Annotated in this window: 29 protein-coding genes; 13 read left to right on the top strand and 16 right to left on the bottom strand. The window is 60.0% G+C overall.

The annotated features are described in order from the left end of the window. Positions 1-14: 14 nt before the first annotated feature. The 4 genes from ASC96_RS05085 (at position 15) to ASC96_RS05070 (ending at position 3417) form a co-directional block, all read left to right on the top strand. Entirely contained in the window at positions 15-287 is a 273-nt protein-coding gene (locus tag ASC96_RS05085; protein ID WP_244481873.1) for a hypothetical protein, read from the top strand. Between the two features lie 392 nt (positions 288-679). Beyond that, on the top strand, positions 680-1264 hold the full coding sequence (locus ASC96_RS05080) for a hypothetical protein (RefSeq protein ID WP_060501971.1): 585 nt from the start codon (positions 680-682) through the stop codon (positions 1262-1264). 126 nt (positions 1265-1390) lie between these two features. Continuing rightward, positions 1391-2224 carry an IS5 family transposase gene (locus ASC96_RS05075; protein ID WP_060501970.1) on the top strand — a complete coding sequence of 278 codons (834 nt, stop codon included), beginning with the start codon at positions 1391-1393 and terminating at the stop codon, positions 2222-2224. Between the two features lie 275 nt (positions 2225-2499). Further along, positions 2500-3417 carry a zincin-like metallopeptidase domain-containing protein gene (locus ASC96_RS05070; RefSeq protein WP_060501969.1) on the top strand — a complete coding sequence of 306 codons (918 nt, stop codon included), beginning with the start codon at positions 2500-2502 and terminating at the stop codon, positions 3415-3417. Between the two features lie 6 nt (positions 3418-3423). Here ASC96_RS05070 and ASC96_RS33285 read toward each other — a convergent pair whose 3' ends face one another. Beyond that, positions 3424-3600 carry a hypothetical protein gene (locus tag ASC96_RS33285; protein WP_200956617.1) on the bottom strand — a complete coding sequence of 59 codons (177 nt, stop codon included), beginning with the start codon at positions 3598-3600 and terminating at the stop codon, positions 3424-3426. Positions 3601-4057: 457 nt separating this feature from the next. On the opposite strand from ASC96_RS33285, the gene ASC96_RS05060 reads away from it, so the two are divergent. The 3 genes from ASC96_RS05060 to ASC96_RS33280 all read left to right on the top strand — a co-directional run bounded on the left by ASC96_RS05060 (position 4058) and on the right by ASC96_RS33280 (position 5297). After that, the gene (locus tag ASC96_RS05060) at positions 4058-4369 is read left to right on the top strand and encodes a DUF736 domain-containing protein (RefSeq protein ID WP_060501967.1); all 312 of its coding nucleotides are present in this window, start codon (positions 4058-4060) and stop codon (positions 4367-4369) included. A 300-nt stretch (positions 4370-4669) separates the two neighbouring features. Continuing rightward, positions 4670-4831 carry a hypothetical protein gene (locus ASC96_RS33175; protein WP_162246319.1) on the top strand — a complete coding sequence of 54 codons (162 nt, stop codon included), beginning with the start codon at positions 4670-4672 and terminating at the stop codon, positions 4829-4831. A 292-nt stretch (positions 4832-5123) separates the two neighbouring features. Next, positions 5124-5297, top strand: a complete 174-nt coding sequence (locus tag ASC96_RS33280) for a hypothetical protein (protein WP_200956616.1) — start codon at positions 5124-5126, stop codon at positions 5295-5297. A 65-nt stretch (positions 5298-5362) separates the two neighbouring features. Here the strand turns inward: ASC96_RS33280 and ASC96_RS05055 are convergent, their stop codons facing one another. The 4 genes from ASC96_RS05055 to ASC96_RS05040 all read right to left on the bottom strand — a co-directional run bounded on the left by ASC96_RS05055 (position 5363) and on the right by ASC96_RS05040 (position 9307). After that, positions 5363-5671: a WGR domain-containing protein gene (locus ASC96_RS05055; RefSeq protein ID WP_060502065.1), complete on the bottom strand. Its 309-nt coding sequence runs from the start codon at positions 5669-5671 to the stop codon at positions 5363-5365. A gap of 266 nt (positions 5672-5937) precedes the next feature. Then, complete coding sequence (locus ASC96_RS05050; RefSeq protein ID WP_060501966.1) at positions 5938-6147, bottom strand: hypothetical protein; 210 nt, start codon at positions 6145-6147, stop codon at positions 5938-5940. A 63-nt stretch (positions 6148-6210) separates the two neighbouring features. Further along, the gene (locus ASC96_RS05045; protein WP_060501965.1) at positions 6211-7767 is read right to left on the bottom strand and encodes an ABC transporter substrate-binding protein; all 1557 of its coding nucleotides are present in this window, start codon (positions 7765-7767) and stop codon (positions 6211-6213) included. A 19-nt stretch (positions 7768-7786) separates the two neighbouring features. Further along, positions 7787-9307 carry a sulfatase-like hydrolase/transferase gene (locus tag ASC96_RS05040; RefSeq protein WP_082511949.1) on the bottom strand — a complete coding sequence of 507 codons (1521 nt, stop codon included), beginning with the start codon at positions 9305-9307 and terminating at the stop codon, positions 7787-7789. Positions 9308-9411: 104 nt separating this feature from the next. On the opposite strand from ASC96_RS05040, the gene ASC96_RS05035 reads away from it, so the two are divergent. Further along, positions 9412-10326, top strand: coding sequence for a LysR substrate-binding domain-containing protein (locus ASC96_RS05035; protein WP_060501963.1), 915 nt, complete (start codon positions 9412-9414; stop codon positions 10324-10326). Positions 10327-10370: 44 nt separating this feature from the next. Here the strand turns inward: ASC96_RS05035 and traG are convergent, their stop codons facing one another. From traG to traC, 3 genes are read right to left on the bottom strand one after another with little or no spacing between them, the layout of a single operon-like run. Continuing rightward, entirely contained in the window at positions 10371-12278 is a 1908-nt protein-coding gene (traG, locus tag ASC96_RS05030; RefSeq protein WP_060501962.1) for a Ti-type conjugative transfer system protein TraG, read from the bottom strand. Then, entirely contained in the window at positions 12275-12487 is a 213-nt protein-coding gene (locus tag ASC96_RS05025; RefSeq protein ID WP_060501961.1) for a type IV conjugative transfer system coupling protein TraD, read from the bottom strand. Before ASC96_RS05025 ends, traG begins: the two co-directional genes overlap by 4 nt. 4 nt (positions 12488-12491) lie before the next feature. After that, positions 12492-12788, bottom strand: a complete 297-nt coding sequence (traC, locus tag ASC96_RS05020; RefSeq protein WP_060501960.1) for a conjugal transfer protein TraC — start codon at positions 12786-12788, stop codon at positions 12492-12494. A gap of 254 nt (positions 12789-13042) precedes the next feature. Here traC and traA point away from each other — a divergent pair, with 254 nt between their 5' ends. The 4 genes from traA to ASC96_RS05000 are packed head-to-tail and all read left to right on the top strand — an operon-like array spanning position 13043 to position 18722. Further along, the gene (gene traA / locus ASC96_RS05015; protein WP_060501959.1) at positions 13043-16369 is read left to right on the top strand and encodes a Ti-type conjugative transfer relaxase TraA; all 3327 of its coding nucleotides are present in this window, start codon (positions 13043-13045) and stop codon (positions 16367-16369) included. Continuing rightward, the gene (traF, locus tag ASC96_RS05010) at positions 16366-16929 is read left to right on the top strand and encodes a conjugative transfer signal peptidase TraF (protein ID WP_060501958.1); all 564 of its coding nucleotides are present in this window, start codon (positions 16366-16368) and stop codon (positions 16927-16929) included. Before traA ends, traF begins: the two co-directional genes overlap by 4 nt. Then, complete coding sequence (locus ASC96_RS05005) at positions 16919-18085, top strand: conjugal transfer protein TraB (RefSeq protein ID WP_060501957.1); 1167 nt, start codon at positions 16919-16921, stop codon at positions 18083-18085. The genes traF and ASC96_RS05005 overlap by 11 nt, the downstream gene beginning before the upstream one ends. Positions 18086-18101: 16 nt before the next feature. After that, complete coding sequence (locus ASC96_RS05000; RefSeq protein ID WP_060501956.1) at positions 18102-18722, top strand: TraH family protein; 621 nt, start codon at positions 18102-18104, stop codon at positions 18720-18722. 332 nt (positions 18723-19054) lie between these two features. Here the strand turns inward: ASC96_RS05000 and ASC96_RS04995 are convergent, their stop codons facing one another. The 3 genes from ASC96_RS04995 to ASC96_RS04985 all read right to left on the bottom strand — a co-directional run bounded on the left by ASC96_RS04995 (position 19055) and on the right by ASC96_RS04985 (position 20427). Then, positions 19055-19429: a DUF5615 family PIN-like protein gene (locus ASC96_RS04995; protein ID WP_060501955.1), complete on the bottom strand. Its 375-nt coding sequence runs from the start codon at positions 19427-19429 to the stop codon at positions 19055-19057. Next, complete coding sequence (locus tag ASC96_RS04990) at positions 19426-20058, bottom strand: DUF433 domain-containing protein (RefSeq protein ID WP_060501954.1); 633 nt, start codon at positions 20056-20058, stop codon at positions 19426-19428. Before ASC96_RS04990 ends, ASC96_RS04995 begins: the two co-directional genes overlap by 4 nt. 120 nt (positions 20059-20178) lie before the next feature. Further along, on the bottom strand, positions 20179-20427 hold the full coding sequence (locus ASC96_RS04985; RefSeq protein WP_060501953.1) for a helix-turn-helix transcriptional regulator: 249 nt from the start codon (positions 20425-20427) through the stop codon (positions 20179-20181). Between the two features lie 291 nt (positions 20428-20718). On the opposite strand from ASC96_RS04985, the gene ASC96_RS04980 reads away from it, so the two are divergent. Then, the gene (locus tag ASC96_RS04980; protein WP_060501952.1) at positions 20719-21009 is read left to right on the top strand and encodes a transcriptional repressor TraM; all 291 of its coding nucleotides are present in this window, start codon (positions 20719-20721) and stop codon (positions 21007-21009) included. Positions 21010-21012: 3 nt separating this feature from the next. Here ASC96_RS04980 and ASC96_RS04975 read toward each other — a convergent pair whose 3' ends face one another. The 5 genes from ASC96_RS04975 to ASC96_RS04955 form a co-directional block, all read right to left on the bottom strand. Beyond that, complete coding sequence (locus ASC96_RS04975) at positions 21013-21717, bottom strand: autoinducer binding domain-containing protein (protein ID WP_060501951.1); 705 nt, start codon at positions 21715-21717, stop codon at positions 21013-21015. Between the two features lie 275 nt (positions 21718-21992). Further along, positions 21993-23291 carry an IncP-type conjugal transfer protein TrbI gene (gene trbI, locus ASC96_RS04970; protein WP_060501950.1) on the bottom strand — a complete coding sequence of 433 codons (1299 nt, stop codon included), beginning with the start codon at positions 23289-23291 and terminating at the stop codon, positions 21993-21995. A gap of 11 nt (positions 23292-23302) precedes the next feature. After that, a complete protein-coding gene (gene trbH, locus ASC96_RS04965; protein WP_060501949.1) occupies positions 23303-23743 on the bottom strand; it encodes a conjugal transfer protein TrbH in 441 nt (146 codons plus the stop codon). 3 nt (positions 23744-23746) lie between these two features. Continuing rightward, positions 23747-24559, bottom strand: a complete 813-nt coding sequence (gene trbG, locus ASC96_RS04960; RefSeq protein ID WP_060501948.1) for a P-type conjugative transfer protein TrbG — start codon at positions 24557-24559, stop codon at positions 23747-23749. Positions 24560-24576: 17 nt separating this feature from the next. Continuing rightward, positions 24577-25239, bottom strand: a complete 663-nt coding sequence (locus ASC96_RS04955; protein WP_027668115.1) for a conjugal transfer protein TrbF — start codon at positions 25237-25239, stop codon at positions 24577-24579. Positions 25240-25247 lie beyond the last annotated feature (8 nt).

Below are 25247 nucleotides of genomic sequence, written 5' to 3'. Positions count from 1 at the left end.
GGAGGCGGCGCGTCGTGAGACGCGCCACCATCTCGATCGCATTCACCGGCAGATCACGGGCCGAACGCCTAGCGGTCACCGAGAAGGCCAAGGCCCGTTCGCACCGCCGGGGCGGGTCGCGGTGGACGCGCTCCGACGAACAGCTATTTCAGGATCACGTCGAGCGGCTAGCCTTCGAGCGACGAACGGAAATCGCTGTCCTGGCTCGCAAGCTCCAGCGTCAGGAGCGGGCGATCACCGGCATGCGTCGGACACTCGGCGACGATGCGGGCAATGCGGCGGCGTGAGCTCGACCGGGAGGCGGCGCTTTTCGTGCCGGGCTGATACGCTGGAGGACAGGATGCGGGCTGTCGGTTACAAGGGGTTCTCTCCTCCGGGGTTTCCGGGTCATCGCCCAACCCCCGCCGGTCTGCCCTTCGTTTTCGCTGCGGTCTGAACCGGCGGCCGATCGTTTCAAGGCCGCTGGCGCGCCGCAGAGCGGCCGGTGCAGCCTCCCTCGCAAAACGGGTTCGCGTCCTTCGCAGGGCTTTACCCCGCTTGTCCGCAAACCCGTTTCGCTCGTCCGGCCGTCCCGGACCTGTGAAAGCGCCCGTCCTCAACCGGTTCCTGTCGACCGCATCGAAGGGCAGACCGGCAGGGGCCGGAGCCGCTTCGGTGGAAACCACGAAAGGAAGAACCCATGGCCAAGCCCGCAACCAATCGACCTGCCGCCCGCGTCGTGCCGCTCCGCAAGGGCGCAACCCTCGAAATGGTCAGGCTGACATGCCCGGACACCGCCCAGGCAATGCTGATCGCCGAGAGTTTCGGGACCGCGGTGGTCGACAGCGACGGCATCCGTGAACTCCACGAGCGCCTGATCATCGAGACCGCTGACAGCCTCTCGGACGGTCTCGGCGAAAAAGCGATGCAGATCCATCTCCAGCGTATCGTCGGGGCCTATGTCGGCTCGGCGCACGGAGCCGGCCAGTTCTACAGCCGAGCAGTCTCCGAAGCCCGAGACGCAACCGCCAAGTCGGCAAACGATGCCCGCGACGAGGATCTCGATGGTCCGGTCGGATACGACAGCGCCGCCCAGCGCAAGCGCGAATTCGCAGCCGACATGGGTATACAGTCCCACGCGTTGCGGATGGCCGCCGAGGGCGCCGTTGCCGCTTACGGCCACGTCATCGGCGAAGCCTGGAAGCCTTTCGACCGCCCGGTCGAAAACCCAGGCCAGTCGCTCGACCGCAAGGCGGCCGAGGCGCAGATGGCGGCGCTCGGTTGAGCCGTTTCGGGCGGAGCTTCGGCTCCGCTTCTTCTTCCCCCTCTCTTAGAGCCTGACCGAAAAAGAGTTGAGTGAAATCAGTCATTTGTGATTCTGTTTGTTTGCTTAGGACGAACGGAGACCACAATGGGATGGACTGATTTCACCCGTCGGCAATATGCCCGACGCGCGAGCCGCTATGCAAGTGATCTGACGGACCGGGAATGGGGATTGATCTCGCCTTGCCTACCTGGGCCAAGGCGTTTGGGCAGGCCGCGTAGCACCGATCTTCGCGAGGTCGTGAATGCGCTGCTTTACATTGCTTCGACGGGTTGTCAGTGGCGCATGCTGCCAAAGGACTTTCCACCGTTTACGACAGTTCAGGCCTATTTCTACGAATGGCGAGCAACGGGTTTATGGGGTCGGATCAACCATCGTCTTGTGATGGAGGCGCGCGAGCTGGAAGGCCGGCAAGCCTCGCCGTCTGCTGGTGTGATCGATAGCCAGAGCGTCAAAACCACAGAAAGCGGAGGAATTGCGGGCTATGATGCGGGCAAGAAGATCAAGGGTCGCAAGCGTCACATCGTCGTCGACACGCTCGGATTGATGGTCGGTCTCATGGTGCACAGCGCCGATATTCAGGACCGCGACGGCGCGGCGGCCGTTCTCAAAACCATTCTCAAGCGCTGGCCTTGGCTCCGCCATATCTTCGCCGATGGAGGTTATGCCGGACCAAAGCTCAGGGGCGCGCTGCAAAAAATCGCTAGGTTCACTTTCCAGATCGTCAAACGCACCGACAAGGCCAAGGGCTTCGAAGTCCTTCCGCGTCGCTGGGTCGTGGAGCGCACCTTCGCATGGCTTGGAAGATGCCGAAGATTGGCCAAGGATTGGGAGAAATCAATCGCTTCCGCAGAAGCGTGGATCATCATCGCCCACATCCGCATTCTTACCCGACGCCTCGCAAGATATTATCTTTATTGAATTCTTTTCGAGTCAGGCTCTTAGGCCGGTTCCTTTCGGACCGGCCTTTTCCATGTCATCAGAAGGAAGAAAGAGGGAAGAACAAGGACCCCGCTCGCCACCCGACCCCGTCCCGGTCGGCGGTCCTGCTGGAGCCGGCTGCCTGCCGCAACGGCTTTGCCGTCCTTCACTCCGTTCCGGCCGTTCCGGTGCGGCCAGCCGCCTGATCGCTCCTGCTTTCGGACCTCCGCAACGGGGCCGCGATGGGCGCGGCCTCCAAAACGGAGGATAATGACATGAACAGGAAAGCCGGGGGCGAACGCGCCGACATCTATGCACGGATCACGGACAGGATCGTCGCCGATCTCGAAAAGGGTGTAAAACCCTGGATGAAACCCTGGCACGCGGCCAACACGGATGGCCGGATTACCCGGCCGCTGCGCCACAACGGTCAGCCCTATTCGGGCATGAACATCCTCTTGTTATGGTCAGAGGGAATGGCGCGCGGCTTCACTTCACCCATGTGGATGACGTTCAAGCAGGCGCTCGAACTGGGAGCGGCGGTGCGCAAGGGTGAGACCGGTTCGACGGTCGTCTTCGCCAGCCGCTTCACCAAGTCCGAGGCGGACGGCAATGGTGGAGAAGTCGACCGGGAGATCCCGTTTCTGAAGGCATACACGGTCTTCAACACTGAGCAGATCGACGGGTTGCCGGGACACTACCATCACCGACCGGGTCCGGTGCTCGATCCGGTCGAGCACGCCGATCGCTTTTTCCGAAACACGGACGCCGTCATTCGGCATGGCGGCTCGCAGGCCTATTATTCGCCTGTCACGGATCACATCCAGATGCCGCCGTTCGAGACGTTCCGCGACGCCGCGTCTTACGTGGCAACGCTGAGTCACGAAAGTTGCCATTGGACGGCGCGCCCAGATCGCGTCGGACGCGATCTCAGCCGCTATGCCAAAGACAAGAGCGAGCGCGCCCGCGAAGAGCTGATCGCCGAGCTTGGAAGCTGCTTCTTATGCGCCGATCTCGGGATCGTGCCGGAGTTGGAGCCACGGCCAGACCATGCGTCTTACCTTGCCTCGTGGCTGAAGGTCATCTCCGATGACAAGCGGGCTATTTTTCAGGCAGCAGCCCATGCCCAGCGTGCTGTCAGCTTCCTGCACGGTCTCCAGCCCATTCAGGCCGACAAGAGAGCGGCTGCGTAGGAGACATCAAGGTCGGTCGTTGTCACCCGCAACGGCCGACAGCTCTCTTGGCTCTTTCTCCGCCGGCGTGTGCTGATCGGACTTGAGGTCCAGCTTCCCCCAGATCGATGGTTTCCGATCGGTGGCTTTCAGCTTCCGGGACTGCTTGATTTCGACGCTAAACGGCTTTGTCTGCTGAGGCATAGATCCTCCAGGCGACGAATCGCGGCCCGACAATATCGCGTTGATGAGAGGAGGCAGCTGCCCGGCAGCCGAGTTTGTCGCGTCCAAAGCCGACGCCCTGACTCAGAGGCAGGGCAGCGGGTTCGCGGCTGCGACGGTCCGGCACGGCAGCGTGCTGACGCGGGCCGCCATATCCAAGTTCCTCCCACCGCTGTCATAGGCCACGTCCTCCGCGGGCTCGATGAGGCATGTCTGATCGGAGACCGGCTTCGCCTCGATCGTTCTCCCGCAACGGCCGTCCGCAACTTTCTTCCCCTGAGCGCTGCGCGCCCATTCCTCGCGAAACAAGAAAGCCGCTCCCGGCCGCCCTCCACTTCGTTTCGGCCCCTTCGGGGTGCGGTCCGATCGTCGCCGATCCTTGCGACAGCCATCGAGGCCGCGAAGGGCGCGGCCCGAAACAACCGAAAGGAACTTCGACATGGCTACCATCGGCACCTTCACCTCCACCGAAACCGGCTTCACCGGCTCGATCCGCACCCTCGCACTCAACGTCAAGGCCCGCATCGCCCGCATCGAAACCCCCTCCGACAAGGGTCCGCACTTCCGCATCTACGCCGGTAATGTCGAGCTGGGTGCGGCCTGGCAGAAGCGCTCCAGCGAGAGTGACCGCGACTACCTCTCGGTCAAGCTGGACGACCCGAGCTTCCCGGCTCCGATCTACGCAACGCTCACCGAGGTCGAGGGCGAGGACGGCTACCAACTGATCTGGTCCCGCCCCAACCGGGATTGAGATCCGGCCAAGGCCCCGCCGCTTGAGGCGGGGCCAACCGGCCGCTTCGAGAAAGCCGGTAACGGGCGTCGAGCCCGCTCCCGGCTTTTCGGGTGCGATACGGAGAGGTGGGGTCTGCTCATATCGAACCAATCGTGCCGTGGAGCCGGGCCAGCCTCAAGGACTTCGCGGTTCCCCCAAAATGCTGGCGCATTTCGGCTCCCCCACTCACCGCCGCTGGCGGTCGCATGCGCGATCCTTGACCCCGACCCACCGCCACGCCCACGGGCGTCATCTTTCTCAAACATCAAGGAGATGACGATGATCGAACAACAAATCGAAGAACTGCGCGCCGAGCTGAACGCCTGCATCGAGCCCGCCGAGCGCCGCCAGATCGAAGCCGAGCTCGAAATCGCCCAGGCCGAGCTGATCGTGATGCTTGCCGAACAGGACGGTTCCATCGATGCCGAGCCGCCCTTCTGAGGGCGGCATATCACCAGCTCTGGGGACCGTCGCCATCCAGGCCCCGGAGAGAAGCGATCCGCTCCCGCTCTCCTTTCGCTCTCCTATCATCGACATCGGGGATGTTGCATCCCGTACCTCGCGCCGCAACCTGCCGGCGCCAGAATTTTCCCCACCGTGTTGCGGCTCCTTGCGCGCCAAAATTCAGGCGCCGGTAGGTCCTCGACCTCCGTTTCGGCCTTTCAGGTGCGCCCCTCCTTGTCCGTCATGCGGCCTATCCCCGCGATATCCGCATTCGAAAGGAGAATAAACCATGCAACAGCTCGCTCAGTTCCTCACCGTCACCGGTCGCCGGCTACACGTCCTCGGCAAGGTGATCTGTCACTTCTTCCGCAAGGGGAAACTCGGCCTGAAACTGGCCATCAAGATCCCTTTCTTCGTCGAGATCGAGGCATCGTTCGAGACCGACTGGAACCGGCGCGAATGACGGGCCATTCCGGGGCCGCTTCGGCGGCCCTCGCTTCGGCTGTGAAGGAAAGCAGATGATGGAGGTCAGCCCCGCAAGTACCGGAGAGTTGTTCTTGGCCGATAGCCGCGAGCGCGTTTTTGTTTCAGCAGGTCGAGGAACAATCGAACCGCTTCCTCCTCCCGTTCGAAAACATGCTGTTTCTCCTGCCCACGCTTACCGATCCGTCCCCATCGTCGGGTCAGGCAGGCCTCTCCGAACATCGTCGGTCCGATCTCCATGGCATAATATCGCGCCATGTTCTTAGCCGGATCGGATCGTTCGATATAGAGGTGGTAGGGTTGTGCAATCATGCTGGCATGATCGGCAAACAGGACCGCGACGTCCAACGACACATTTGAATCAATCACCTGCGACCGATTCATTTTCGTGAAGGATGGGGCGAGGCGCCGATGTCACACGGCTCTAGGCGCACCACGACCGGAGCCCGCAATCCGTTTCCGCCCAGCCGGGTTGCGATCCTGTCCGGGCGAAACGAAGGGTGGGAAGGTGATCGGGGGTATCCCGTGCCGGCAAGCTGCATGGCCGACCCGCCGCGACAAGCGGTCACGGCGACCGACCGGTACGGCTATGAATGGGCACTGCGCCGCCCCTCTCAATCTCATCCCATGGAAAAAATGGATGGTTGCCCCCTCCCTTTCACCAAGCCTAAATCCCTCTCCCGTCGACCTATCTGAAGCCGTTCAATCAGAACGATCGCACCAGCCGCACCGTGCGCCGTATGCTGGACGGTCGTGATGCGGATAGTCCCAGCCTGCTTGCGATGAAACTCGCTCAAATCGGTCTTGCTCTGGTCGAGATCGTGCAGCATCGGCCCCGAGGTTCCCCCCTTTGGCGTTTCCGGCTAGAAGTCGTAGCTTGAGTGGAAACCCACCTATCGATCAAGCCATACCCGCTCCGCTACGCGATGGTCGCTCAGCATGAAATTCGGATTGGGAACGAACCCCTTGACCTCCTTTCGGGCAGCGTCGATCCAGCTCGCAAACACCGGAATGATGGTCGGGCATTCGTCATGGATCATTTGCTGAAGCACATGGTAAATCTCCCGACGCTTCGTTTGATCGCCCAGGGATCGGGCTTCCACCAGCAGATTGTCGAACTTTTCGTTTTCCCAGTGCGTCTCGTTCCAGGGTGCGTCGGATTGATAAACCGACGAGAGCATCATGCTGGCCGAAGGGCGACCTGCCCAGAATGAGGCAGCCCAAGGACGCTTCATCCAGACGTTGCCCCAGTAACCATCGTCGGGTTCGCGCTTTATGGAAATTGTGATGCCACTGGTCCTTGCCTTTTCCGACATCAGCTCAGCGGCATTGACCGCCTGTTCGAAAGGCGTTGGAGAGGCGCTCAGTTCCACCTGCAGTTCATTCAGCCCTGCCTTTTTTAGATGGAATTTCGCCTTCTCAGGGTCGTACGCCCTCTGTGGGATGTTGGGGTTGAAATCCGGATCGGACTGGGCGATCGGCTGGTCGTTGCCGATTTTGCCATAACCGAACATCAAAAGGTTGACGATCTGCTCGCGGTCTACCGCCGCCTTCAGGGCAAGCGCGACATCGACGTTGTTGAAGGGCGCGACCCTTGCGTCCATCGGAAAGGTGAAATGCTGCTTTCCTTCCGTAACGACGAGCGCGATGTTCGGCAGGCGCTTCATCAAGCTGGCTATCTTGTAGTCGATCCCGTTGGCGATATCGATCGACCCGCTTTGCAATGCCGAGACACGGGCGGTCATGTCGTTGATAACGGTCGTTTGCACCTCGTCGACATGCCCACGATCCGCTCGCCAGTACGATTCGTTCCGCGTCGTCTTTGCCGCAACACCGGGAGAGAAGGTTGCGACTTTGAAAGGGCCTGTTCCGATCGGATTTGCCCAGTCGTTGAAGCCCTTCGGGACGATCGCGAAATGCAGGTCTGAGAGAACGAAATCCATGTCGGGATTCGGGGATGACAATGTGATTTCGACCTGGTCAGCCGCAGGTGCATTGACGGCGTTTATCCCTGACGCCAGAGCCTTGGCCTTGGATTTCGTCGCGGTTCCCATATGCAGTTCCAGCGAATACTTAACGTCGTCGGCCGTGAGCGTCTTGCCGTTGTGAAAGACGACACCCTTGCGCAGCCGGATCGTCCACTTCTTGTTGCCGTCGGAAGCCTCCCAGCTTTCCGCCAGTTCGGGAGAAGGTTTCCCGCTGTCGTCGATTTCCACGAGCGTATTGTAGATTTGCCGGGAAACGTTGATCGAGAAGCTCCCCACCAGTTGCGTTGGGTCGAGGCTGTCGGTCGACGATCCGCCGTTAATACCGATGCGAAGTGCCCCGCCCTTTTTCGGTGTCTCGGCAAAGCCAAAAACTGGCATGGCCACTGCAAATGCCATCGCGCCCGTACCAATAAGCAGCGAGCGACGTGTGGATGAGATCTGCGAAAAGATGGTGTCCGTCATGTCTCGTCTCCTCAAGCGGTTAATATGCGCCCAGCGGTTGGTTGGGTAGTGATGATCGGGGGGGCATGTTTTCGAGCAGGTGCTTCGTCAGATCATTGATCTTCGGCGAATAAACCGTGTCGTCGAAGAGGTTCCGATGTTCCCAGGGGTCGGCATTGAGGTCGAAAAACTCTCCCCATTCCCGCTGGTTCGGATACAGGGTCAGCCGCCAGTCCTTGGAGACGATGGTCTGGTTGTAGAGTTCCCGATCCTTGCGGGGGTGGTATTCGGTGAACAGATGCTCGCGAACATCCCGCACATCTCCCGACAGGATGGGAACCAGAGAGACCCCATCGGTCGCAGGCGCACCGTTGACAAGCAGCTGTCCCAGCGTCGCGAACAGGTCGATGTGGCTTGTGAGGGCATCGGTGACCGAGCCCCCGTTTATGGACGGACCCGAGATCAGCAGCGGCACTTGGATCAACTGCCGATACGGCGGCGGTCCCTTTCGCAGCAGTCCATGATCGCCAAGCAACTCTCCGTGGTCCGATGTGAAGATCACGAACGTATCGTCTTCCCTTCCGGTCTCGCGAAGCGCGGCCAGAAGCTTGCCGACACTGTCGTCGATCATCTGCACCATCCCGAACGTATGAGCGATCACACGACCCATCGTCTCTTCGGAAATAGTGTCGGTCTTCAGCAGAAAGCCCTGTTCGCGGATCGGACTTCCTTCCGGAATATAGGCGTTCGCGGTTGGATCGTCGCCGGTCCCCAGGTAAGCGGGCATGAGGGCCAACTCGCCAGGACGGACATGCGGTCGGGGCATGGCCTTGGGCTCGAACATGTCGGAATAGGGCGCGGGCGGCGTGAAGGGATGATGCGGATCAGGATAGGAGACGTAGAGACAGAAGGGTTTCTCCTTGTCGGCAGCTTGCAGAAAGGCGATTGCACGATCCGTGATCCAGCTTGTATAGTGCAACTCGTTCGGGACGGCGCTTTTCCAAACCTCCGTCAGATCGGATGCGCGTTCGCTTGACGACGCCTCAGGTTCGTAGAGACACACTGTCTCCGGATGATGTCGTTTGAGCCACTCGGCATAGTGCCCCGCCTTGGTCGATTCATTGGCTTCGCCAAGGACGAGATCGACGGTATCGAACCCATAATAGGGACCGCGCCAGCAATCGGCATCGGGCCGCTCCCAGAACGCAAGCGATTCCGGCATTGCGTAGCTCTCAGGCGCGAGAAGCGGTTGATAGTGCAGCTTTCCTGACGCATGTGTGCTGTAACCTTTGTCCTGCAAGAAGCGCCATAGGTTGGGAATTTCAGGGTCGAGGGTCACCCCATTCCGCCACAGGCCATGATGCCTTGGATAGAGACCTGTCGCCATGCTCGCCCTGCTTGGGGAACAAATCTGGTTAGGGGTATAATGCCTGCGGAAGACCATTCCACGCGAACCAATACCGTCAATGTTCGACGTCCGGACTATGGGATTTCCGTTGATGGAAAGAGCGTCGAAGCGCATCTGGTCTGTGCAGATAAATATCAGGTTCTTGTGCGCCATAGTTCACCTAAAATCAAACTTCTGAACCCAGTTGATCACCCCTCGCGCGACATGACAAAGACTGTTATTTTCTTATGGTATGCATAAATACTATAGGGTGCGTCATGCGGTTCTCGGGTCTCAGCATCAGACAGCTCGAAGCGTTCGACATGATCATGCGGACGGGGTCGGTCTCGTCGGCCGCCATCGCCCTGCACATCTCGCAACCGAGCGTCAGCCGTCTCTTGCAGGACCTTGAAGTGGATTGCGAATTGACACTCTTCGACAGGACGAAGGGCCGCCTGATTCCGACACCTCAGGCGATCATGTTTCATGCAGAAGTTGCGAGTAGCTTCAAAAGCGCGCGAGAACTGATGTCAGCCGCGCGAAACATTCGGGACTTGAGGCTCAGTAGGCTGCGCATCGGGGCACTCGCAGCGGCGTCGCTCGACCTCGTCCCAACGGTGATGCGACGGTTCAAGAACAACCACCCAGGCGCGATTGCGAATGTCTCAGTTCGCAGTTCTTCAAACATCGTCGCAGAGGTGGCATCGCAACGCCTGGACGTCGGGATCGTCGACGGCGGGGTCTCGATGCTGGACACTGTACTCGTCAACAAGTTCCGCTTTCCCAACGTCTGCGCGATGGACGCCAATCATCCCCTGACGAGCAACGAGACTATTTCCATGACTGACCTTCAGCGCTTTCCGTTTATTTCGCTCGGTGCGGACTATATGGCTCGGAGCATGAACGGCCGGACACTGCTCGAACGTCTGCAGGGCAACATCGAGGCCGAAACCTTTCAGTCCTTTCTGGCATGCGGCTTTGTCGCCGGAAGCGACGCGATCACGTTGGTCGACCCTCTGACCGCGCGGTTCTATTCGAAGATCGGCTTGGTCTCGCGGCCATTCGAAATGGAAATCCCGTTCGACCTCGCAATCATCGTTAACCAACGATCCAAGAGTGACAATGGCGCCCAAACCTTCATCGAGCATCTATGCGCTCAGATCGGGGAGGCCCTGACAACGATGTCTGATTAGGGCCAACGGCGAAAGAAATATACCCTGAAGGCTTACGGCAGTCCTCAGGCTTTTTGAAACCGGTTTTCGCCGACGCATGCCCTCATATCGGCTCGCCGGAACCAGATCGCGCGTCCACATCTGAGCGGTGCGTTCCCGGCCGTAAAGACAATTTGTTCATCGGCTCGCATCCGCAGAACCTCATGCGACTGGATTAGCGGCCGCGCGGCGAGCTGCTTCGAGCGCGTGCGCGACGATCCTTTCGATTGGAAGCTGCGGCTGACCTGGTCGATCTCCACGGTGGTCGTGCCACACCGCTTCGAGATGTAATCCGCCGTTTCCGGATCATTGATCGCGGAAAAGGAAATCCAGCTCGCACTCTCGAACCATTTGCTCGCCGCGTCGCGTCCGCCATAGGTTTCGCGCATTTGGCCGATCGACTGATAGATCATCAACAGCGTGATGCCGTACCTGCGGCCGGCGTCACGCGCGGTTTCCAGAACCCGCATGTAGCCAAGTCGGGCCACCTCGTCCAAAAGGAAAAGCGCTCGCCCCTTCATTTGCCCGTCGCGATTGTAGATGGCGTTCAGGAATGATCCGATGATGACGCGCGCCAGGCCCGAATGCGTCTCCAGCGTCTTCAGGTCGATGTTGATGAACACGTCGATATCGCCCGTTGCGAGTTCGTCGGTTGAGAAGCTGGAGCCGGAGACGAGAGCCGCATAGTTCGAATAGGATAGCCAGTGCGTCTCCTTCACCGCATTGGCATAGACGCCGCTAAAGGTTTCGGGCGTCATGTTGACGAAGGCGGCAACGTTCTCCTTCACGAAGTCGGATTCCGAATTGTCGTAGATCGACTGCAATCGCGCGCGCAGCTTGGGCTCCGGCTCGGACAGGTTCTTGCGGACCTGACGGAGTGTCTGGTCCTCTTCTTCCGTGTGGCCAGACAGGCAGACATCGGCAATCAGCGCGGTGAGAAGCTGCAATGCCGAGGCGCGAAAGAAGTCGTCACGCACGCCGCGCGCGCCGCCGCTGTCGCTCATGATCCATGAGGCGACGGCAGCGATATCCTCTTCTTTCGTGCCACCATGTCGCCCGATCCAGGCGAGAGCATTGAAGCCGGTGTCGCGATTTCCGGGATCGAGGATACGGACGTCGCGTCCTGCGTTTGACCGGTGTCTAATCACCATGGGCGCGACTTCGTTGGACGGATCCAGCACGACCAATGTGCCCCCCCATTTGAGCGCGGTCGGGATTGTCACCGAGGTCGTCTTGAAACCGCCCGAACCTGCAAAGACGATGCCGTGCGAGGAACCGAACGAGCCGTCGAAGCAGAGCAGCGGCGACTTGCCGCCGGCGCCCCACGTCTGCGCGCTGTCCGCCCGGAACGATTGAGCCGCCGTGCTGTCCTTGTCGACACGGTAGCGCTCGCCGATGACGATGCCGCCGGCATCCGGAAAGAGCTTTCCGGCCTCCGTCGATTTCATCCACTCAGCTTCACCATGCAATGCGCGCCTGCCGCGAATGCGCTTCGGCTCTGATCGCGCGAACGCCGCATTGCCGACAAACGCGACGCGAAGCGCAAAGCTGGCGGACATGAGCGCCGCCCCTGCCCCGATCATCGTTGCCGGGTCCGCGTAGGAGAGCGTCGATCGAGCCACTGGAAGCTGGTCGAGGAGTGCGACAAGTCGCACGGTCTCGCGCAGTGCAGCGACCAGGATCGTCGCACTGCTGCCGCCGACAACGCCCCATGCGGCGAGCTTGATGTTCATTGAGCCGGCGCTCGCGAACAGAAGTATGATGCCGATGGCGGCTGCCCCGATATAGGGCAAGGCGATCCCGGCCCGACCGAGCATCAGTCGGGCGGCGTCGGTCTTCCCAAAGCCGGATAGCCAATGTTCGATCCCCGTCATGCCTGTTGTGACGAGGATCATTAGCGCGATGGGCGCCGTGACGAGCGCGATCTTATTCATGCGTCATTGCCGAAAGCCTCCGCACCGATCGCCGCGAGCCTCGCTCGCTCGCTTTCGTCGCCGTGAATTTTCCGGGCGACGTCAATGAGTGCTCCCAGCAGAAGCGCTCGCTTTTCGTATCGCAAACCGGCCTTGACGATCAGGCCGCCGAGCTCGATCTTCTCCCGCGTGTCTTTCTTGCGGGCATCGGATGTCATCGTCCTCGCCATCCGCTCAAGCCTCGCCATTGCCGCCGTTAGCCGCGCCAGACGCGACCGCCGTGGTCGACGTTGCGCCGCTGCTATCGCCGGCGCCATTTTTCCCTCCGGTCGTACCCCCCTGCCCTCCGCGAAATCGCTTGGTCATTTGCTCAAACGCAGCCTGAAGCTCCGCCTCGTCGATCTCGATCTCGCCAAGACCCGCCTTGAGCGCGATCCTGCCGATGCGTTCGGCTTCCCTTGTCTCGGCGACCTTGAGCTGTTCCTGCAGCTTGGCGATTTCGTCGCGGATTTTCGCGGAAGCCTTTTTCATGTCCGGTCGTCTCCTTTGGGCGAGAAAGCTTGTCTTTCGAGCCCAGTTTTCCGGACGACAGTGCGGAACGCACTACTGTGAATCCTACAATCGCCAAGGGCGATGCTTTTGCGGATGATCCCGCCGTTCCGAAGGAGCGGATCCAAGGGCGCAATTATACGTCGCCGACGCGACGCCCTTGCTGAGGCCCGGACTGGGTCTCCCGCTCCCGACGAACCCTTTGATTTCGTTCGCAACCGGGAGAGAACTCCGCCGTGGCCGTCCCTCACTTCTCCGTCAGCGTCGTCGCTCGTGGCTCCGGCCGCAGCGCTGTCCTGTCGGCGGCGTATCGACATTGCGCCAAGATGAAGTTTGAGCGGGAAGCCCGGACGATCGACTACACGCGAAAACAGGGGCTGCTGCACGAGGAGTTCGTGATCCCTGCCGACGCGCCGGAATGGGTGCGCGGCATGATTGCCGATCGCTCGGTCGCTGGGGCATCCGAGGCCTTCTGGAACAAAGTGGAGGGCTTTGAGAAGCGATCCGACGCGCAGCTCGCCAAGGACGTCACCATAGCCCTGCCGCTCGAGCTGACGGCCGAGCAGAACATCGCGCTCATGCGCGACTTTGTGGAGCGGCACATCACCGCGCAGGGCATGGTCGCGGACTGGGTCTATCACGACGCCCCGGGCAATCCTCACGTCCACCTCATGACCACATTGCGCCCGCTGACCGAAGACGGTTTCGGTTCGAAGAAGGTCGCGGTGCTCGGCCCGGATGGCAAGCCAATCCGAAATGACGCCGGCAAAATCGTCTATCAGCTGTGGGCCGGTAGCACTGAGGATTTCAATGCGTTTCGCGACGGCTGGTTTGCCTGCCAGAACAAACATCTGGCGCTTGCCGACCTCGATATCCGCATCGATGGCCGTTCCTTCGAAAAGCAGGGCATCGACCTCGAGCCAACCATTCACCTCGGCGTCGGCGCCAAGGCCATCGATCGCAAGGCCGAGCAATCCGACCACAAGTCGGAGACCTCGGCTCCCAAACTCGAACGCATCGAGCTTCAGGAGGAGCGCCGCAGCGAGAACGCCCGCCGCATCCAGCGCCGTCCGGAGATCGTGCTCGACCTGATCACGCGGGAGAAGAGCGTCTTCGACGAACGCGATGTTGCGAAAGTGTTGTATCGCTATATCGACGATGCCGTTCTGTTCCAAAGTCTGATGATCCGTATTCTGCAAAGTCCGGAGGCGCTCCGGCTCGAACGCGAGCGGATCAACTTTGTGACAGGTATTCGGACACCCGCGAAGTACACCACGCGCCAGATGATCCGGCTTGAAGCCGAGATGGCCAATCGGGCGATCTGGCTCTCCGGTCGCGCCTCCCATGGCGTCCGTGAGGCGGTGCTGCAGGCGACCTTTGCGCGCCATTCCCGTCTGTCGGATGAGCAGCGAACGGCGATCGAGCATGTCGCAGGGGCCACGCGGATTGCCGCTGTTATCGGCCGCGCCGGCGCCGGCAAGACCACGATGATGAAGGCTGCCCGCGAGGCGTGGGAAACGGCCGGCTATCGTGTGGTTGGCGGAGCGTTGGCTGGCAAAGCCGCCGAAGGTTTGGAGAAGGAAGCTGGCATCGTTTCCCGCACGCTGTCGTCGTGGGAGCTTCGCTGGAACCAGGGCCGCAACCAGCTCGACGACAAGACTGTTTTCGTACTCGACGAGGCCGGCATGGTGTCGTCACGGCAGATGGCGCTCTTCGTCGAAGCCGTCACCAGGGCCGGCGCCAAACTCGTCCTTGTCGGCGATCCGGAACAGCTTCAACCGATCGAAGCGGGCGCCGCCTTCCGTGCGATCGTCGATCGCATCGGCTATGCCGAACTCGAGACGATCTACCGCCAGCGCCAGCAATGGATGCGCGATGTCTCGCTCGATCTGGCGCGTGGCAATGTCCGCAAGGCTGTCGATGCCTACACCGCCCATGGTCGAATGATTGGCTTGAGACTGAAGGACGAGGCCGTCGAAAGCCTGATCGCAGCTTGGGACCGGGACTACGACCCTTCGAAGACCAGCCTGATCTTCGCACACCTTCGCCGCGACGTCCGAAAGCTCAACGATATGGCCCGCGCCAAGCTGGTCGAGCGTGGCGTCGTCGCACACGGATTTACGTTCAAGACAGAGGACGGAACCCGCATGTTTGCGACCGGCGACCAGATCGTGTTCCTCAAGAACGAGGGCAGCCTTGGCGTCAAGAACGGCATGCTCGCAAAGGTGCTTGAAGCCGCACCCTCCCGGATCGTCGCTGAGATCGGCGAAGGGGAACATCGTCGCCAGGTCACGATCGAGCAGCGCTTCTACAACAACCTCGACCACGGCTATGCCACGACGATCCACAAGAGCCAGGGCGCGACCGTCGACCGGGTGAAGGTGCTTGCTTCCCTTTCATTGGACCGGCATCTCACCTATGTGGCCATGACGCGCCATCGTGAGGATCTCGCCGTCTACTACGGCAGTCGCTCATTTGCGAAATCCGGCGGCCTCATCCCGATCCTGTCGCGCCGGAACGCCAAGGAGACGACCCTCGACTACGAGAAGAGCGCTCTCTATCGTCAGGCGTTGCGCTTTGCCGAAGCCCGCGGCCTGCACCTCATGAATGTCGCCCGCACGATCGGACACGATCGGCTCCAATGGGCCGTCCGGCAGAAACAGAAACTCGCCGACCTCGGCGCCCGTCTAGCCGCCATCGGTGCGGCACTCGGACTGGTCCGCGGCAGCACCAAGCAATCCATCCCGGACACAATCAAGGAGGCCAAGCCCATGGTATCAGGCATCACCACCTTCCCGAAATCGCTCGACCAGGCCGTCGAAGACAAGATCGCCGCCGATCCCGGGCTCAAGAAGCAATGGGACGACGTCTCGACCCGCTTCCAGCTCGTCTACGCGCAGCCGGAATCTGCCTTCAAGGCGATCAATGTCGATACCATGTTGAAGGACCAGTCGGTCGCGCAGTCCACCTTGGCAAGGATTGCCGGCGAGCCAGAGAGCTTTGGCGCGCTCAAGGGCAAGACCGGTCTTCTCGCGAGCCGTGGCGACAAGCAGGACCGGGAAAAAGCGCTCGCCAATGTGCCGGCACTTGCCCGAAATCTTGAACGCTACCTTCGTGAGCGGGCCGAGGCCGAATTCAAACATGAGACGGAGGAGCGCGCGGTCCGACTCAAGGTTTCGGTCGATATCCCGGCGCTCTCTCCAGCCGCCAAGCAAACGCTCGAACGCGTGCGCGATGCGATCGATCGAAACGATCTTCCGGCTGGCCTCGAATACGCGCTCGCCGACAAGATGGTGAAAGCAGAACTCGAAGGTTTCGCCAAGGCGGTTTCCGAACGCTTCGGGGAACGGACCTTCCTGCCTTTGGCTGCGAAAGACACTGATGGCAAGACTTTCGAGACCGTCACAGCAGGAATGACGGCCGGCCAGAAGGCGGAGGTCCAGTCTGCGTGGAATTCCATGCGTACGGTCCAGCAACTTGCCGCTTATGAACGAACGACGGAAGCGCTCAAGCAGGCCGAGACGCTGCGGCAAACCAAGAGCCAAGGGCTCTCGCTGAAATGACCTTGGCTGCAACCCGCCGGTCCATGACCACACCGCAACGCCGAGCCAGTGTAGTTCTGTCGATGGCGGCTGTGGCCACCATCCTGCTGGTGGTGACTGCCGTCGCCGGCGGCTACCGCATCAATCTGACACCGAGCGAGCCACTCGGTCTGTGGCGCATCATCCCGCTTCATCGACCGGCAGCAGTCGACGACCTCCTGTTCATCTGCGCGCCGGAAACTGCGGCGATGCGGGCAGCGAGGGCACGAGGCTATCTCCGTTCTGGTTCCTGCCCGGGCGACGTTGCACCGTTGATCAAGACAGTGATCGCCGTTGCAGGACAGCATGTCGAAATCGGCGTCAACGTGAGCGTGGATAGGCGGCGGGTTTCGTCTTCCAGTCTCGCACTACGAGATGGAAAAGGCCGGCCGTTGGCGCGCTTTCCGAGCGGCATCGTCCCGCCAGGATATGTCTTCCTGCATTCCGCATTCCCCGGCTCCTACGACTCCCGATACTTCGGTCCGGTGCCAGCTTCCGGCATCCTCGGCCTGGCGCAGGAGGTGTTCACCTATGTGCCGTGATTACCTTCGGCCGGTGCTGCTGATATTCGCTTCGATTGCGGTCGGCGTGGTGGGCTGGAGCGGCTATATGTTGCTCCTTCCCGTCGCACTGGGGTTTCCCGTTCTGTGGTCGATCGCGCAAACGAGATTGGTCGCGGCACTTGTCTCCGCCGGATATTTCCTGGCCGCAGCACGTGGTTTGCCGCAAGGCGTGGCCACCTTCTATTCGTCGGATATCTGGCCGGGCCTGCTGCTCTGGCTGTGCGCGTCTTTGGGTTTTGTCGCGGTGCATCTGGTGCTCTGGACGAACAAGGAGAGTGTCCGTCCGTTTCGCTATTTTCTCGCTGCCGTCATCATGACCATCCCGCCATTCGGCATCACGGGCTGGGCGCATCCTATCACCGCCGCCGGTGTTCTGTTTCCGGGCTGGGGATGGTGGGGATTGGGCTTCATGACAGCTGGCCTTGCGGGCCTCGTAACCCGCATTTGGCCAGCTGTCGCCATCGCCTTGATAGGCCTTTGGCTGTGGTCCGCCGCATCGTGGACCGAGCCGCATCTACCCAATGGCTGGCGCGGTGTCGACCTCAAATTGGGCGCTTCGCTCGGTCGGGACGTCGATCTTCACCGCCAGCGTGACCTGATCGCAACGGTGCGGAATGCGGCCAGCGATGGCGCACGCTTTGTGGTGCTGCCGGAAACTGCGCTCGGTTTCTGGACACCGACCGTGGCGCGGCTTTGGACGGGGGCGTCCGGCGATACCGATGCGACGGTCATCGCCGGCGCCACCATGGTCGATGCCACCGGCTACGACAATGTCCTCGTCGCGATCGACAGGAACGGCGGAAGCAGCATCCTCTATCGTGAACGCATGCCGGTTCCTGGTTCGATGTGGCAGCCTTGGCGATCCTGGTTTGGGGAGAGCGGCGGCGCTCGGGCGGATTTCTTCACGAACCCGGTTGTCTCCATCGGTGGTCGCCGCGCGGCACCACTGATCTGCTACGAGCAACTGATTGTTTGGCCGATCCTTCAGTCCATGCTGCACGATCCGGATTTTGTCGTCGCCGTGGGAAACGGCTGGTGGACCGAAGGGACGTCGATCGTCGCCATTCAGCGCGCCGCTGCCACTGCCTGGGCAAAGCTCTTCGCAAAACCGCTTGTTATTGCCTTCAACACCTGAGCGCAGAGGAGACACCATGCTAGAGGCCGCCCTGATAAAAGAATGCGCAGACCCTTCTCTCAAGCCCGCGCTCGTCGAGCAATTCGTGATGGCAGCGGGCTCGGCTGATCCCTTCGCCGTGACCGTCAAATCGGGCGGCCGATTGATCCTCGTTCCGAAAGCGGCATCGGCCGAGGAGGCGATGGCGATCGTACGGCAATATGCTGGTCAGGCGGTCGTTCGCGTTGGGCTGACCCAGTTCCCCGCTGGCGTGGGAGTGAAGGAACCGACGGATCTGAAACCCGACCTTGTCGATGCCTGCCAAAACCTTCGCAAAGGCACGGCGATGTTTGCCAAGGTCCTTAGGATCGTTGCGAAATGGTATGGCAACCCCACGAGCAAAGACGTGTTCCCGCAGATTTTCGAGGATGCGGTTTACGCATGGAAGACTGGCGAGTTCGAGGGCGTGAGTGTGTTTCAGGCGGATGACCCCGGCGGGGCACTAGCCAACCAAGAGGAACCGCGGGCCCTTAAATCGGAGGCGGATACAGTCGATGCCGGGGCTCGGGAGCGGACTGAGGCAGAAACCTCGGACGAAAAGAAAATTGGCACTGCGGGGATACGGGTCGATCTATCTCGCATTGGTGGTCAGCAATAGCGTTGAGTTCGTCTCTTCGCGTGAGGCACGTTCAGTCGAGCGAGAACTCAGCGCGAGTCCAAAAGCATGAAATTAGTGCGTTTCCGACGCATGAAATTTGTGTGAGCCAGCTGCATAATGTTTGGGTTTGTTGCGGAGGCCAGCCAGTACGAAAACATCGTGCCCTCACGAAAGTTCAGTCTGAGAGGGTCAACGCGCTACTATAGGTCTTCAAGGATGCGGTCTGCGCATGCCGCAGCGAAGGCATACGTCTCACCGAGGAAGAGGGGCGTTGGAGGCAGCGGGCACGCGGGGATTCTGATCAATCTGTCCCGCATCGGCGGAATTGATCTTCACTCTGGCAGTGCATAGCGCGTCAGCAGTGCCTCGCCCACTTCGATGGCGATCTCGATCACTTCGTTCACCAAATCCGGAGAACCGGCGAGTTCCTCCAGAACGAGCGTGAACAATTCCCGTTGCTGCACCGGCAGGACCTGTGGCACGATGATCACCAGGCCAGCGTGCAGATCCTCCCGCGCATGGAGTTTCCTGAAGTCACGGGCATTGTTCGTCACGAAGGTAAAATCTTCCGCGATGATCCGAGGCATCAGATCCCAATCGGTCTCGCCGCTCAAGCCCAGCCAATTGACGTGAAAGCAATCGTGGCGGTGCTCTTGAGCCACGGCCACGAGCGATGTGTGCAGGCACTCATCGATGAGAAACTTCACGAAGCCGTGCCCGAGGGCTTTTCGGTACCGGCCTTTCCGAGAGGCAAGCGCTTCACCGACTTCACTTTCAGTCCCTGCTCCGACAACTTTCGTGGCCGTCCACGGGCAGGATGAGCGGCTACCCAGATTTCGGCAAGGTTCACCATCCGCGCAGTGAGAGCCGGATAGCCCTCGACGATCTCTTCCGTGGCAGCGCCTTGCAATTTCATCGCGGCGACTGTTCGGACTGGAACGCGAGTGCCTTTGAAGACCGGCTCGCCTCCAACCACGCCTTTCACGCTGTGGATGATCTTGTCCGCTTCCCTGAGCGCTTCGCCACGAGCGGCCAAGTGCTCCCTCGCTCTCGCGACGTCGACGATAAGATAGTCGTCTGCTCTGACCGTGTCAGCTTCAGGATTTTCGTCGATGGCAGCAAAGAGGCGCTTCCGGCGCTCGGCGGAGAGGATCGAACCGACGCCGAACCAGAGCTTCAGGCGCAGCAGATCATCGTCGGTGATCGCACGGCTTCGGTGGCTGGTAGAGGGTCTTCCAATAATGCGTTTGTCGATCGCGTTGTGTACCGACTTAATGCCGATCTCACTCACGGCAGCCGCCTCAGTGGGTGTGTATTCGCGAAGTGCTGCAGCCATAATTATTCTCCTTCAAAAGAATATATATGATGCGCGGGTAATTCGCAATGTGGTTGGCACAAATGAATTCTCGTCATTGCTGGCCGGGCATGAATCCGGCAGTCCGCGAGACAACGTCTCTTAATCGTCAAGCTCGGCGATTGGCATCTGTGGCCCTTCCGGGGGCCGCTTCAGCAACTCACAGGCTTCGATGCCCAAGACAGTCGCCAAACGGTCAACGACATCGATGCTTGCATTGTAAACGCTACGCTCTAGCGAACTGATATAGGTGCGATCGATATCCGCGCGATGCGCGAGCTCCTCCTGGGACAAGCCTTTAGCCTGCCGTGCAGCTCGCAAATTTCGCGCAAATACCTCTCGAATCTCCATGATGGAGAGAACAGCGACTTGATGAGTATGCTACCACGGAGTATTCTCGACAACTCAAGCGAGGGTCGTATCTTTTAAGCAAATGAGCAAGGCAGTCTCGTTCAAGTCCGTACACCTCTTCGACGTCGGTACGGGGAGGCGCGAGATGAATTTGCACAGGATCCCAGTCGCTCCTAGTCGAGAAATATTCGAGGGATGACGGTCAGTGGATATTGCGGTGGCGCCCAACCAATATACTAAGGGCCGCAGACTTAGGTCCGGGCAGCGGAGAATGAAGTTAGGGAGAAGCGGATGAACGATGTGGGCTCATCTCGCTACAGTTCTATGCAGGAGGCAGAACTAGAGGTGCTGGCGGTTGCTGCAATCCGTGAGCACCGCCATCTTATTGCCGCCGATGAGGCTGTCTATGAGGAATGGACTCGCGCGAGCGCCGATCCGTCGGTTTCCGCCGCCGTACTCAAAAGCCTGCAGGATGAGTATGCCGCGCGTCAGAAAAAATCCGAAGCCCAGCAGGAAGAACTTTCGGAAATCATCGATGCGCTTGGCTTTGTGCCTGATGTTCCCCTGGATGGCGAAGACTGACGCTTATACCAGACCGTGGTCTTTGGCGATCGCTACAAGTTGCGGAACGGTCGCCGCGTCAAGCTTTTCGCGCGCTTTATCGAGATAGTGCTGCACCGTCCTCGGGTTGATCCCCGTCAACATTGCGGTTTCCGGGGCGCTTTTGCCCTTTGCCGCCCACATGAGGCACATGGCTTCTCTTGGTGAAAGCAACCGTTTCGGGGCGACAATAGTGGTCGCAGCGATGATCTTCAGGCGGTAATGGATTGCCAGAACCGCCCGGATCGCTTTTTGCGCAACCAGCAGTTTTGAAACATCAGCCGTCTTCGCTGAGGATGCAAATGTCAGCATCATCGTGGAGCCGAAACTTCCTTCGACGGGTATCGTCACCCCACTGCGAATGCCGTGATCGATCGCCTGGTCCCGAAAGCGCCTGAGTTCGGAGGTTCCACGAGCGGGCCAATCGTCGGCCGTCCAGGAAAACATTTCCATGCGACGCTTGGCTTCCGTGACGACCGGGTCGATGCGGGAATACTGGCTTTCGAGATAGACGCCCTGCCATTCCTCCGGATAGGAGTTGAATGTGCGGATTTCCAATCCCTCAGTCTGCAGATAAGCAAAACGCTCGAAGCCACATGCGTGCGCAAATGTCTTCAGAGCGCTCTTGATCATACGTTCATCGTGCGCGGCTTCTGTCATATCGATGAGAGAGCGAAGGTCACCGTCCACTGACTTTTCTCCTATTGCGCCACCGCGAGCCTCCCACCCGTTGCGCCGTTGCGAATTCTCTGTCCCCATTCGTTTCCGATGAAAACGAAGTTGCCTTCTACGCGAAGCGTATCCACGGTCGTTGCAACTGATAGGTCTACTCACCTCTACCGAGTATTCAAGCCCCCACGATCTAAAATATGATAATTTGAGGAAAGATTTTAGCGAAGCCCGGTTTCGCCGCGCGGGACGACCCTGTCGCGCATATCGAAATAGCGAAAAGATTCCTGAGCCGGTTACCGGCCGCCATAGGTAGACGGAAAAATAATGTCCTGGTCGACCAGGACGTTGAACTTGTAGCCCGGTCGGATGCGAATCGTCGGCTGAACGTTCAGATTCTTCGAGATCGTCTCTTCCGCTACCCGGCCGAATGACTCTGCAAAATTCCGTCGTGCTGCATCCGAGGCGGTATCCTGCATCGCGAGCGTCGAACTTTCGGGCATCGACATATCGATCCCAGTCCCGATGATCGCCACCAGTGCTGCAGAACCGAAGGTCCTCCAGAGATGGCGGTCGACCTTGTCCTGGAAGCCCCCATATCCTTCGGCGTCCGTTCCGGCCATGCCACCGATCTGCAGGGTAGACCCATTCGGAAATATGAGGTCTGTCCAGACGACGAGAACGCGTTCCTGGCCGAAAGAGACCTTGGAATCGTAGCGGCCGAACAGCTTTGCGCCTTGCGGAATGAGAAGGCGATAGCCGGTCGCACTGTCGTAGACACTCTGGCTGACCTGAGCGGTAATGCGGCCTGGCAGGTCGGAATTGAGGCCGGTGATCAGTGTCGCCGGGATGACCGAACCTCGCTTCAATTCATTGGGTGACATCTGTGGCACGACCTGGTTTGGCAGGTAGCCGAGATCTTTGATGTCCTGATTGAAGAAATCCTCTTTCGACGTCTGCCCGTTCTGATCGACGTTCTGTCCCATCAGGTCGGATTTCATGGCGGCGGCATAAAGGTCTGAAGCGCTGTTTGCTGCGATATTTGTCGGCTGGCGGCCGGTGTCATTGGTGGAGTTTGCAGCCTTCTCGACATCGGAAATGTCTACCTTTAGCGGCGAATCGAGCGCCGTGGAACGAGCCTGGAGACGCGCCATCCGCTGGCGTTGTGCCTCGCGCATATATTGCTCATCCTGCTCTCGCTTCAGGCGAGCCTTCCACTCCTCTTCGGATTCGAGCCTTTGTCGGCGATCTTGTCGATCTGTTGGTTGGCGCTCGACGACCGGTTCATGCTTTTCCTCTATCTCCGCGACGACGGGCGTCGGCTGAAACACCTCCCGCTTTTCTGGCTCACCGATAATGCCGTCGGTGACACCCCGTTTAAGCTGGTCGCCGAAACTGGTCGCAGGGCTGTTGGAATTACTCTCGATGTCGCCACGATTGAAGGAAAGCCCGCGCAACGACAGACCAATCACGACCATGCCGACGAACAGCACGATGATAATGATGGCGACGATAATCGGCAGGCGGTTGAGCCGCCGCATGCCCTGCTGATCGTCGGCTTGGCTCGACGTGCCAAGCTGGAGCGACTGGACCATGTTAATCTCCGTCAGTTGCGCTGCATGATCGAAAGGGGACTGGCCGGCGTCGCGCCCGCCGCCGTCGGCGTGTAAGCGCGGCCAAGAGCGATGGAAGGCGTCGAGACCTGCACCAGCACCTGTCCGTCGAAGCCCTCGATTGCATAGGCAAGCTCGACCGGCTTGACGTCTTTGGCGACTTTGCCGTCCGTGACGACTGTGTAGCCCCAACCCTTCAGGGCCGCCTCGAGGGCGGATGCGAACTCCGATGTGTTCGTCTCCATTTTGATCGTGGTCGTAGCACCGGCCGAGCCGATCTGTTCAGCCAGACGACTTGCCATGTCACCGGCGATGGCGCTTGCAGCCGGTCCGGTGACGGCCACAGGCGTGGAACTGGTGGTCAACGCGTCGTCCGCCGTTTGGCAACCGGAGAGCAGCGCGACCGCGATGAAGAATGCGAATAGCTTCCGCATGGTTCAGCCTCCCCGCCGGATGGTGATCTTCTGCTGCCGCCAACCGACACCGGAAACGAGGATCGCCCTGTCGATCGCATAATCGACGGTCATCATGTCGTTCTTCATCCGGTAATTGACGATGCGATTTTGACCGCCGGAGACGACGAAAAGCACAGGTGCATCCTGACCGGAGATCGACTTCGGGAGCTGGATGTAGGTCTTCACCCCGTCAGAATAGACCCGCTTCGGTTTCCAGGGCGCGCTCCCGCTCACCGAGTAGGAGAAGTTCAGCTTGTCCGGTGCGGTGCCCGGAATGCCGCCCGTTTCGAGACGGGCGTTGATGTCGGCGAGCTTGGTGGAAACGTCTTCTGGATATTCGAAGCCAATGCGCGCCATGTACTGGCTGGGATGGGATTTGAGCTGGATGTGATAGGTTCGACGTGACGTGGTGACGACCATCGAGGTGAGAAGGCCTGGCTCAGATGGTTTGACGATGAGATGGATCGCCTGTCCACCTGTGGCCCCCGAGGTGGCCGGCTCTACCTTCCAGCGCACGGTGTCGCCGACGAGGACGTCGCGAACGATCTCGCCACCCTGAAGTTCGATATCGCAGACCTGTAAAGGAGAGCAGACGACGGAAGGTTGTGTTTCGCCGAACAGGAAGATCACCTTTCCGTCCGGTCCCGTCGTGACCAGTCCCGGCGCGCCGCGCCACTTCCTGGAAAGATTTGTTCCCTTCACCTCGTTGTTCGTCATGCTTTGCGCCTGCGCGCCCGCCGCAAGCAAGAGTCCGGCTATGCAGCCGGCGGCTGCGATCAATCTCGTTTTTTTCATTGAAAGAATCCCTGCCCTTAAAGCTGTGCCGTCCAGTCGAAATCCCGGACGTAGAGGCCGATCGGATTGAGGCGGATCGTCGCCTCATCCTGTGGCGCGGTGAGTGTCACCGTTGCGATGCCGCGGAACCGCCGCGTGCCGATCTCCTTGCCCTTGCGATCCCGCTCGTATTCCGTCCAGTCGATCTGATAGGTCTGGTTCGAAAGCGCCACGATGTTGTTGACCTCGATGGCAACTGTCGAAGACTTCGCCTTCTCGAACGGAGAATTGCCTCGGAACCAGGCGTTGACCTTCTCCGTCGACGGATCGGACGTGCGAAGAAGGGCGTAGGTGCGGTCAATATATTGCTTTTGCACCACCGCATCCGGAGTGATCGAGCGAAAGCTCGTGACGAAGTTACCGAGTGTGGCGCGCACCACGCGGACATCGGCATACTCGATCTGCTCCGGAAAGCCTGCCGTGACTGCCGTTCCGAGCTTGTCGACCTCGACGATGTAAGGCACCAGCCTCACCTGCGTGCTCAGATACATCGCGTAGCTGAAGCCGATGACGGCCATGACCAGGCCGAGCACACCAACAATGCGCCATGCTGCTGCGGCCTTCACATAGGAGCCGTAGCGTTCGCTCCATTCCTGGCGGGCGGCAAGATACGGGTTTTCCGGGGCGCGGTTCGCTGCCATTTATTCTT

This window comes from Rhizobium sp. Root1204, from assembly GCF_001424965.1.
GTDB lineage: Bacteria > Pseudomonadota > Alphaproteobacteria > Rhizobiales > Rhizobiaceae > Pararhizobium.
The sequence above is the reverse complement of the archived record's forward strand: the minus strand, read 5'-3'. Positions and strand labels throughout refer to the sequence as shown.

Bases quoted from the DNA above. Each gene is read 5' to 3' on its own strand.
- ASC96_RS04990 (WP_060501954.1), bottom strand. From the start codon at position 20,058: ATGGCTGCAGCACTTCGCGAATACACACCCACTGAGGCGGCTGCCGTG.
- traG (WP_060501962.1), bottom strand. From the start codon at position 12,278: ATGAATAAGATCGCGCTCGTCACGGCGCCCATCGCGCTAATGATCCTC.
- ASC96_RS05080 (WP_060501971.1), top strand. From the start codon at position 680: ATGGCCAAGCCCGCAACCAATCGACCTGCCGCCCGCGTCGTGCCGCTC.
- ASC96_RS05075 (WP_060501970.1), top strand. From the start codon at position 1,391: ATGGGATGGACTGATTTCACCCGTCGGCAATATGCCCGACGCGCGAGC.
- ASC96_RS05050 (WP_060501966.1), bottom strand. From the start codon at position 6,147: ATGCTGCACGATCTCGACCAGAGCAAGACCGATTTGAGCGAGTTTCAT.
- ASC96_RS05070 (WP_060501969.1), top strand. From the start codon at position 2,500: ATGAACAGGAAAGCCGGGGGCGAACGCGCCGACATCTATGCACGGATC.
- ASC96_RS05035 (WP_060501963.1), top strand. From the start codon at position 9,412: ATGCGGTTCTCGGGTCTCAGCATCAGACAGCTCGAAGCGTTCGACATG.
- trbH (WP_060501949.1), bottom strand. From the start codon at position 23,743: ATGCGGAAGCTATTCGCATTCTTCATCGCGGTCGCGCTGCTCTCCGGT.
- traC (WP_060501960.1), bottom strand. From the start codon at position 12,788: ATGAAAAAGGCTTCCGCGAAAATCCGCGACGAAATCGCCAAGCTGCAG.
- ASC96_RS33280 (WP_200956616.1), top strand. From the start codon at position 5,124: ATGCAACAGCTCGCTCAGTTCCTCACCGTCACCGGTCGCCGGCTACAC.
- ASC96_RS05060 (WP_060501967.1), top strand. From the start codon at position 4,058: ATGGCTACCATCGGCACCTTCACCTCCACCGAAACCGGCTTCACCGGC.
- ASC96_RS05005 (WP_060501957.1), top strand. From the start codon at position 16,919: ATGTGCCGTGATTACCTTCGGCCGGTGCTGCTGATATTCGCTTCGATT.
- ASC96_RS33285 (WP_200956617.1), bottom strand. From the start codon at position 3,600: ATGCCTCAGCAGACAAAGCCGTTTAGCGTCGAAATCAAGCAGTCCCGG.
- ASC96_RS04955 (WP_027668115.1), bottom strand. From the start codon at position 25,239: ATGGCAGCGAACCGCGCCCCGGAAAACCCGTATCTTGCCGCCCGCCAG.
- ASC96_RS05000 (WP_060501956.1), top strand. From the start codon at position 18,102: ATGCTAGAGGCCGCCCTGATAAAAGAATGCGCAGACCCTTCTCTCAAG.
- ASC96_RS05045 (WP_060501965.1), bottom strand. From the start codon at position 7,767: ATGACGGACACCATCTTTTCGCAGATCTCATCCACACGTCGCTCGCTG.
- ASC96_RS04980 (WP_060501952.1), top strand. From the start codon at position 20,719: ATGAACGATGTGGGCTCATCTCGCTACAGTTCTATGCAGGAGGCAGAA.
- ASC96_RS05025 (WP_060501961.1), bottom strand. From the start codon at position 12,487: ATGGCGAGGACGATGACATCCGATGCCCGCAAGAAAGACACGCGGGAG.
- ASC96_RS33175 (WP_162246319.1), top strand. From the start codon at position 4,670: ATGATCGAACAACAAATCGAAGAACTGCGCGCCGAGCTGAACGCCTGC.
- ASC96_RS05040 (WP_082511949.1), bottom strand. From the start codon at position 9,307: ATGGCGCACAAGAACCTGATATTTATCTGCACAGACCAGATGCGCTTC.
- trbG (WP_060501948.1), bottom strand. From the start codon at position 24,559: ATGAAAAAAACGAGATTGATCGCAGCCGCCGGCTGCATAGCCGGACTC.
- ASC96_RS04985 (WP_060501953.1), bottom strand. From the start codon at position 20,427: ATGGAGATTCGAGAGGTATTTGCGCGAAATTTGCGAGCTGCACGGCAG.
- trbI (WP_060501950.1), bottom strand. From the start codon at position 23,291: ATGGTCCAGTCGCTCCAGCTTGGCACGTCGAGCCAAGCCGACGATCAG.
- traF (WP_060501958.1), top strand. From the start codon at position 16,366: ATGACCTTGGCTGCAACCCGCCGGTCCATGACCACACCGCAACGCCGA.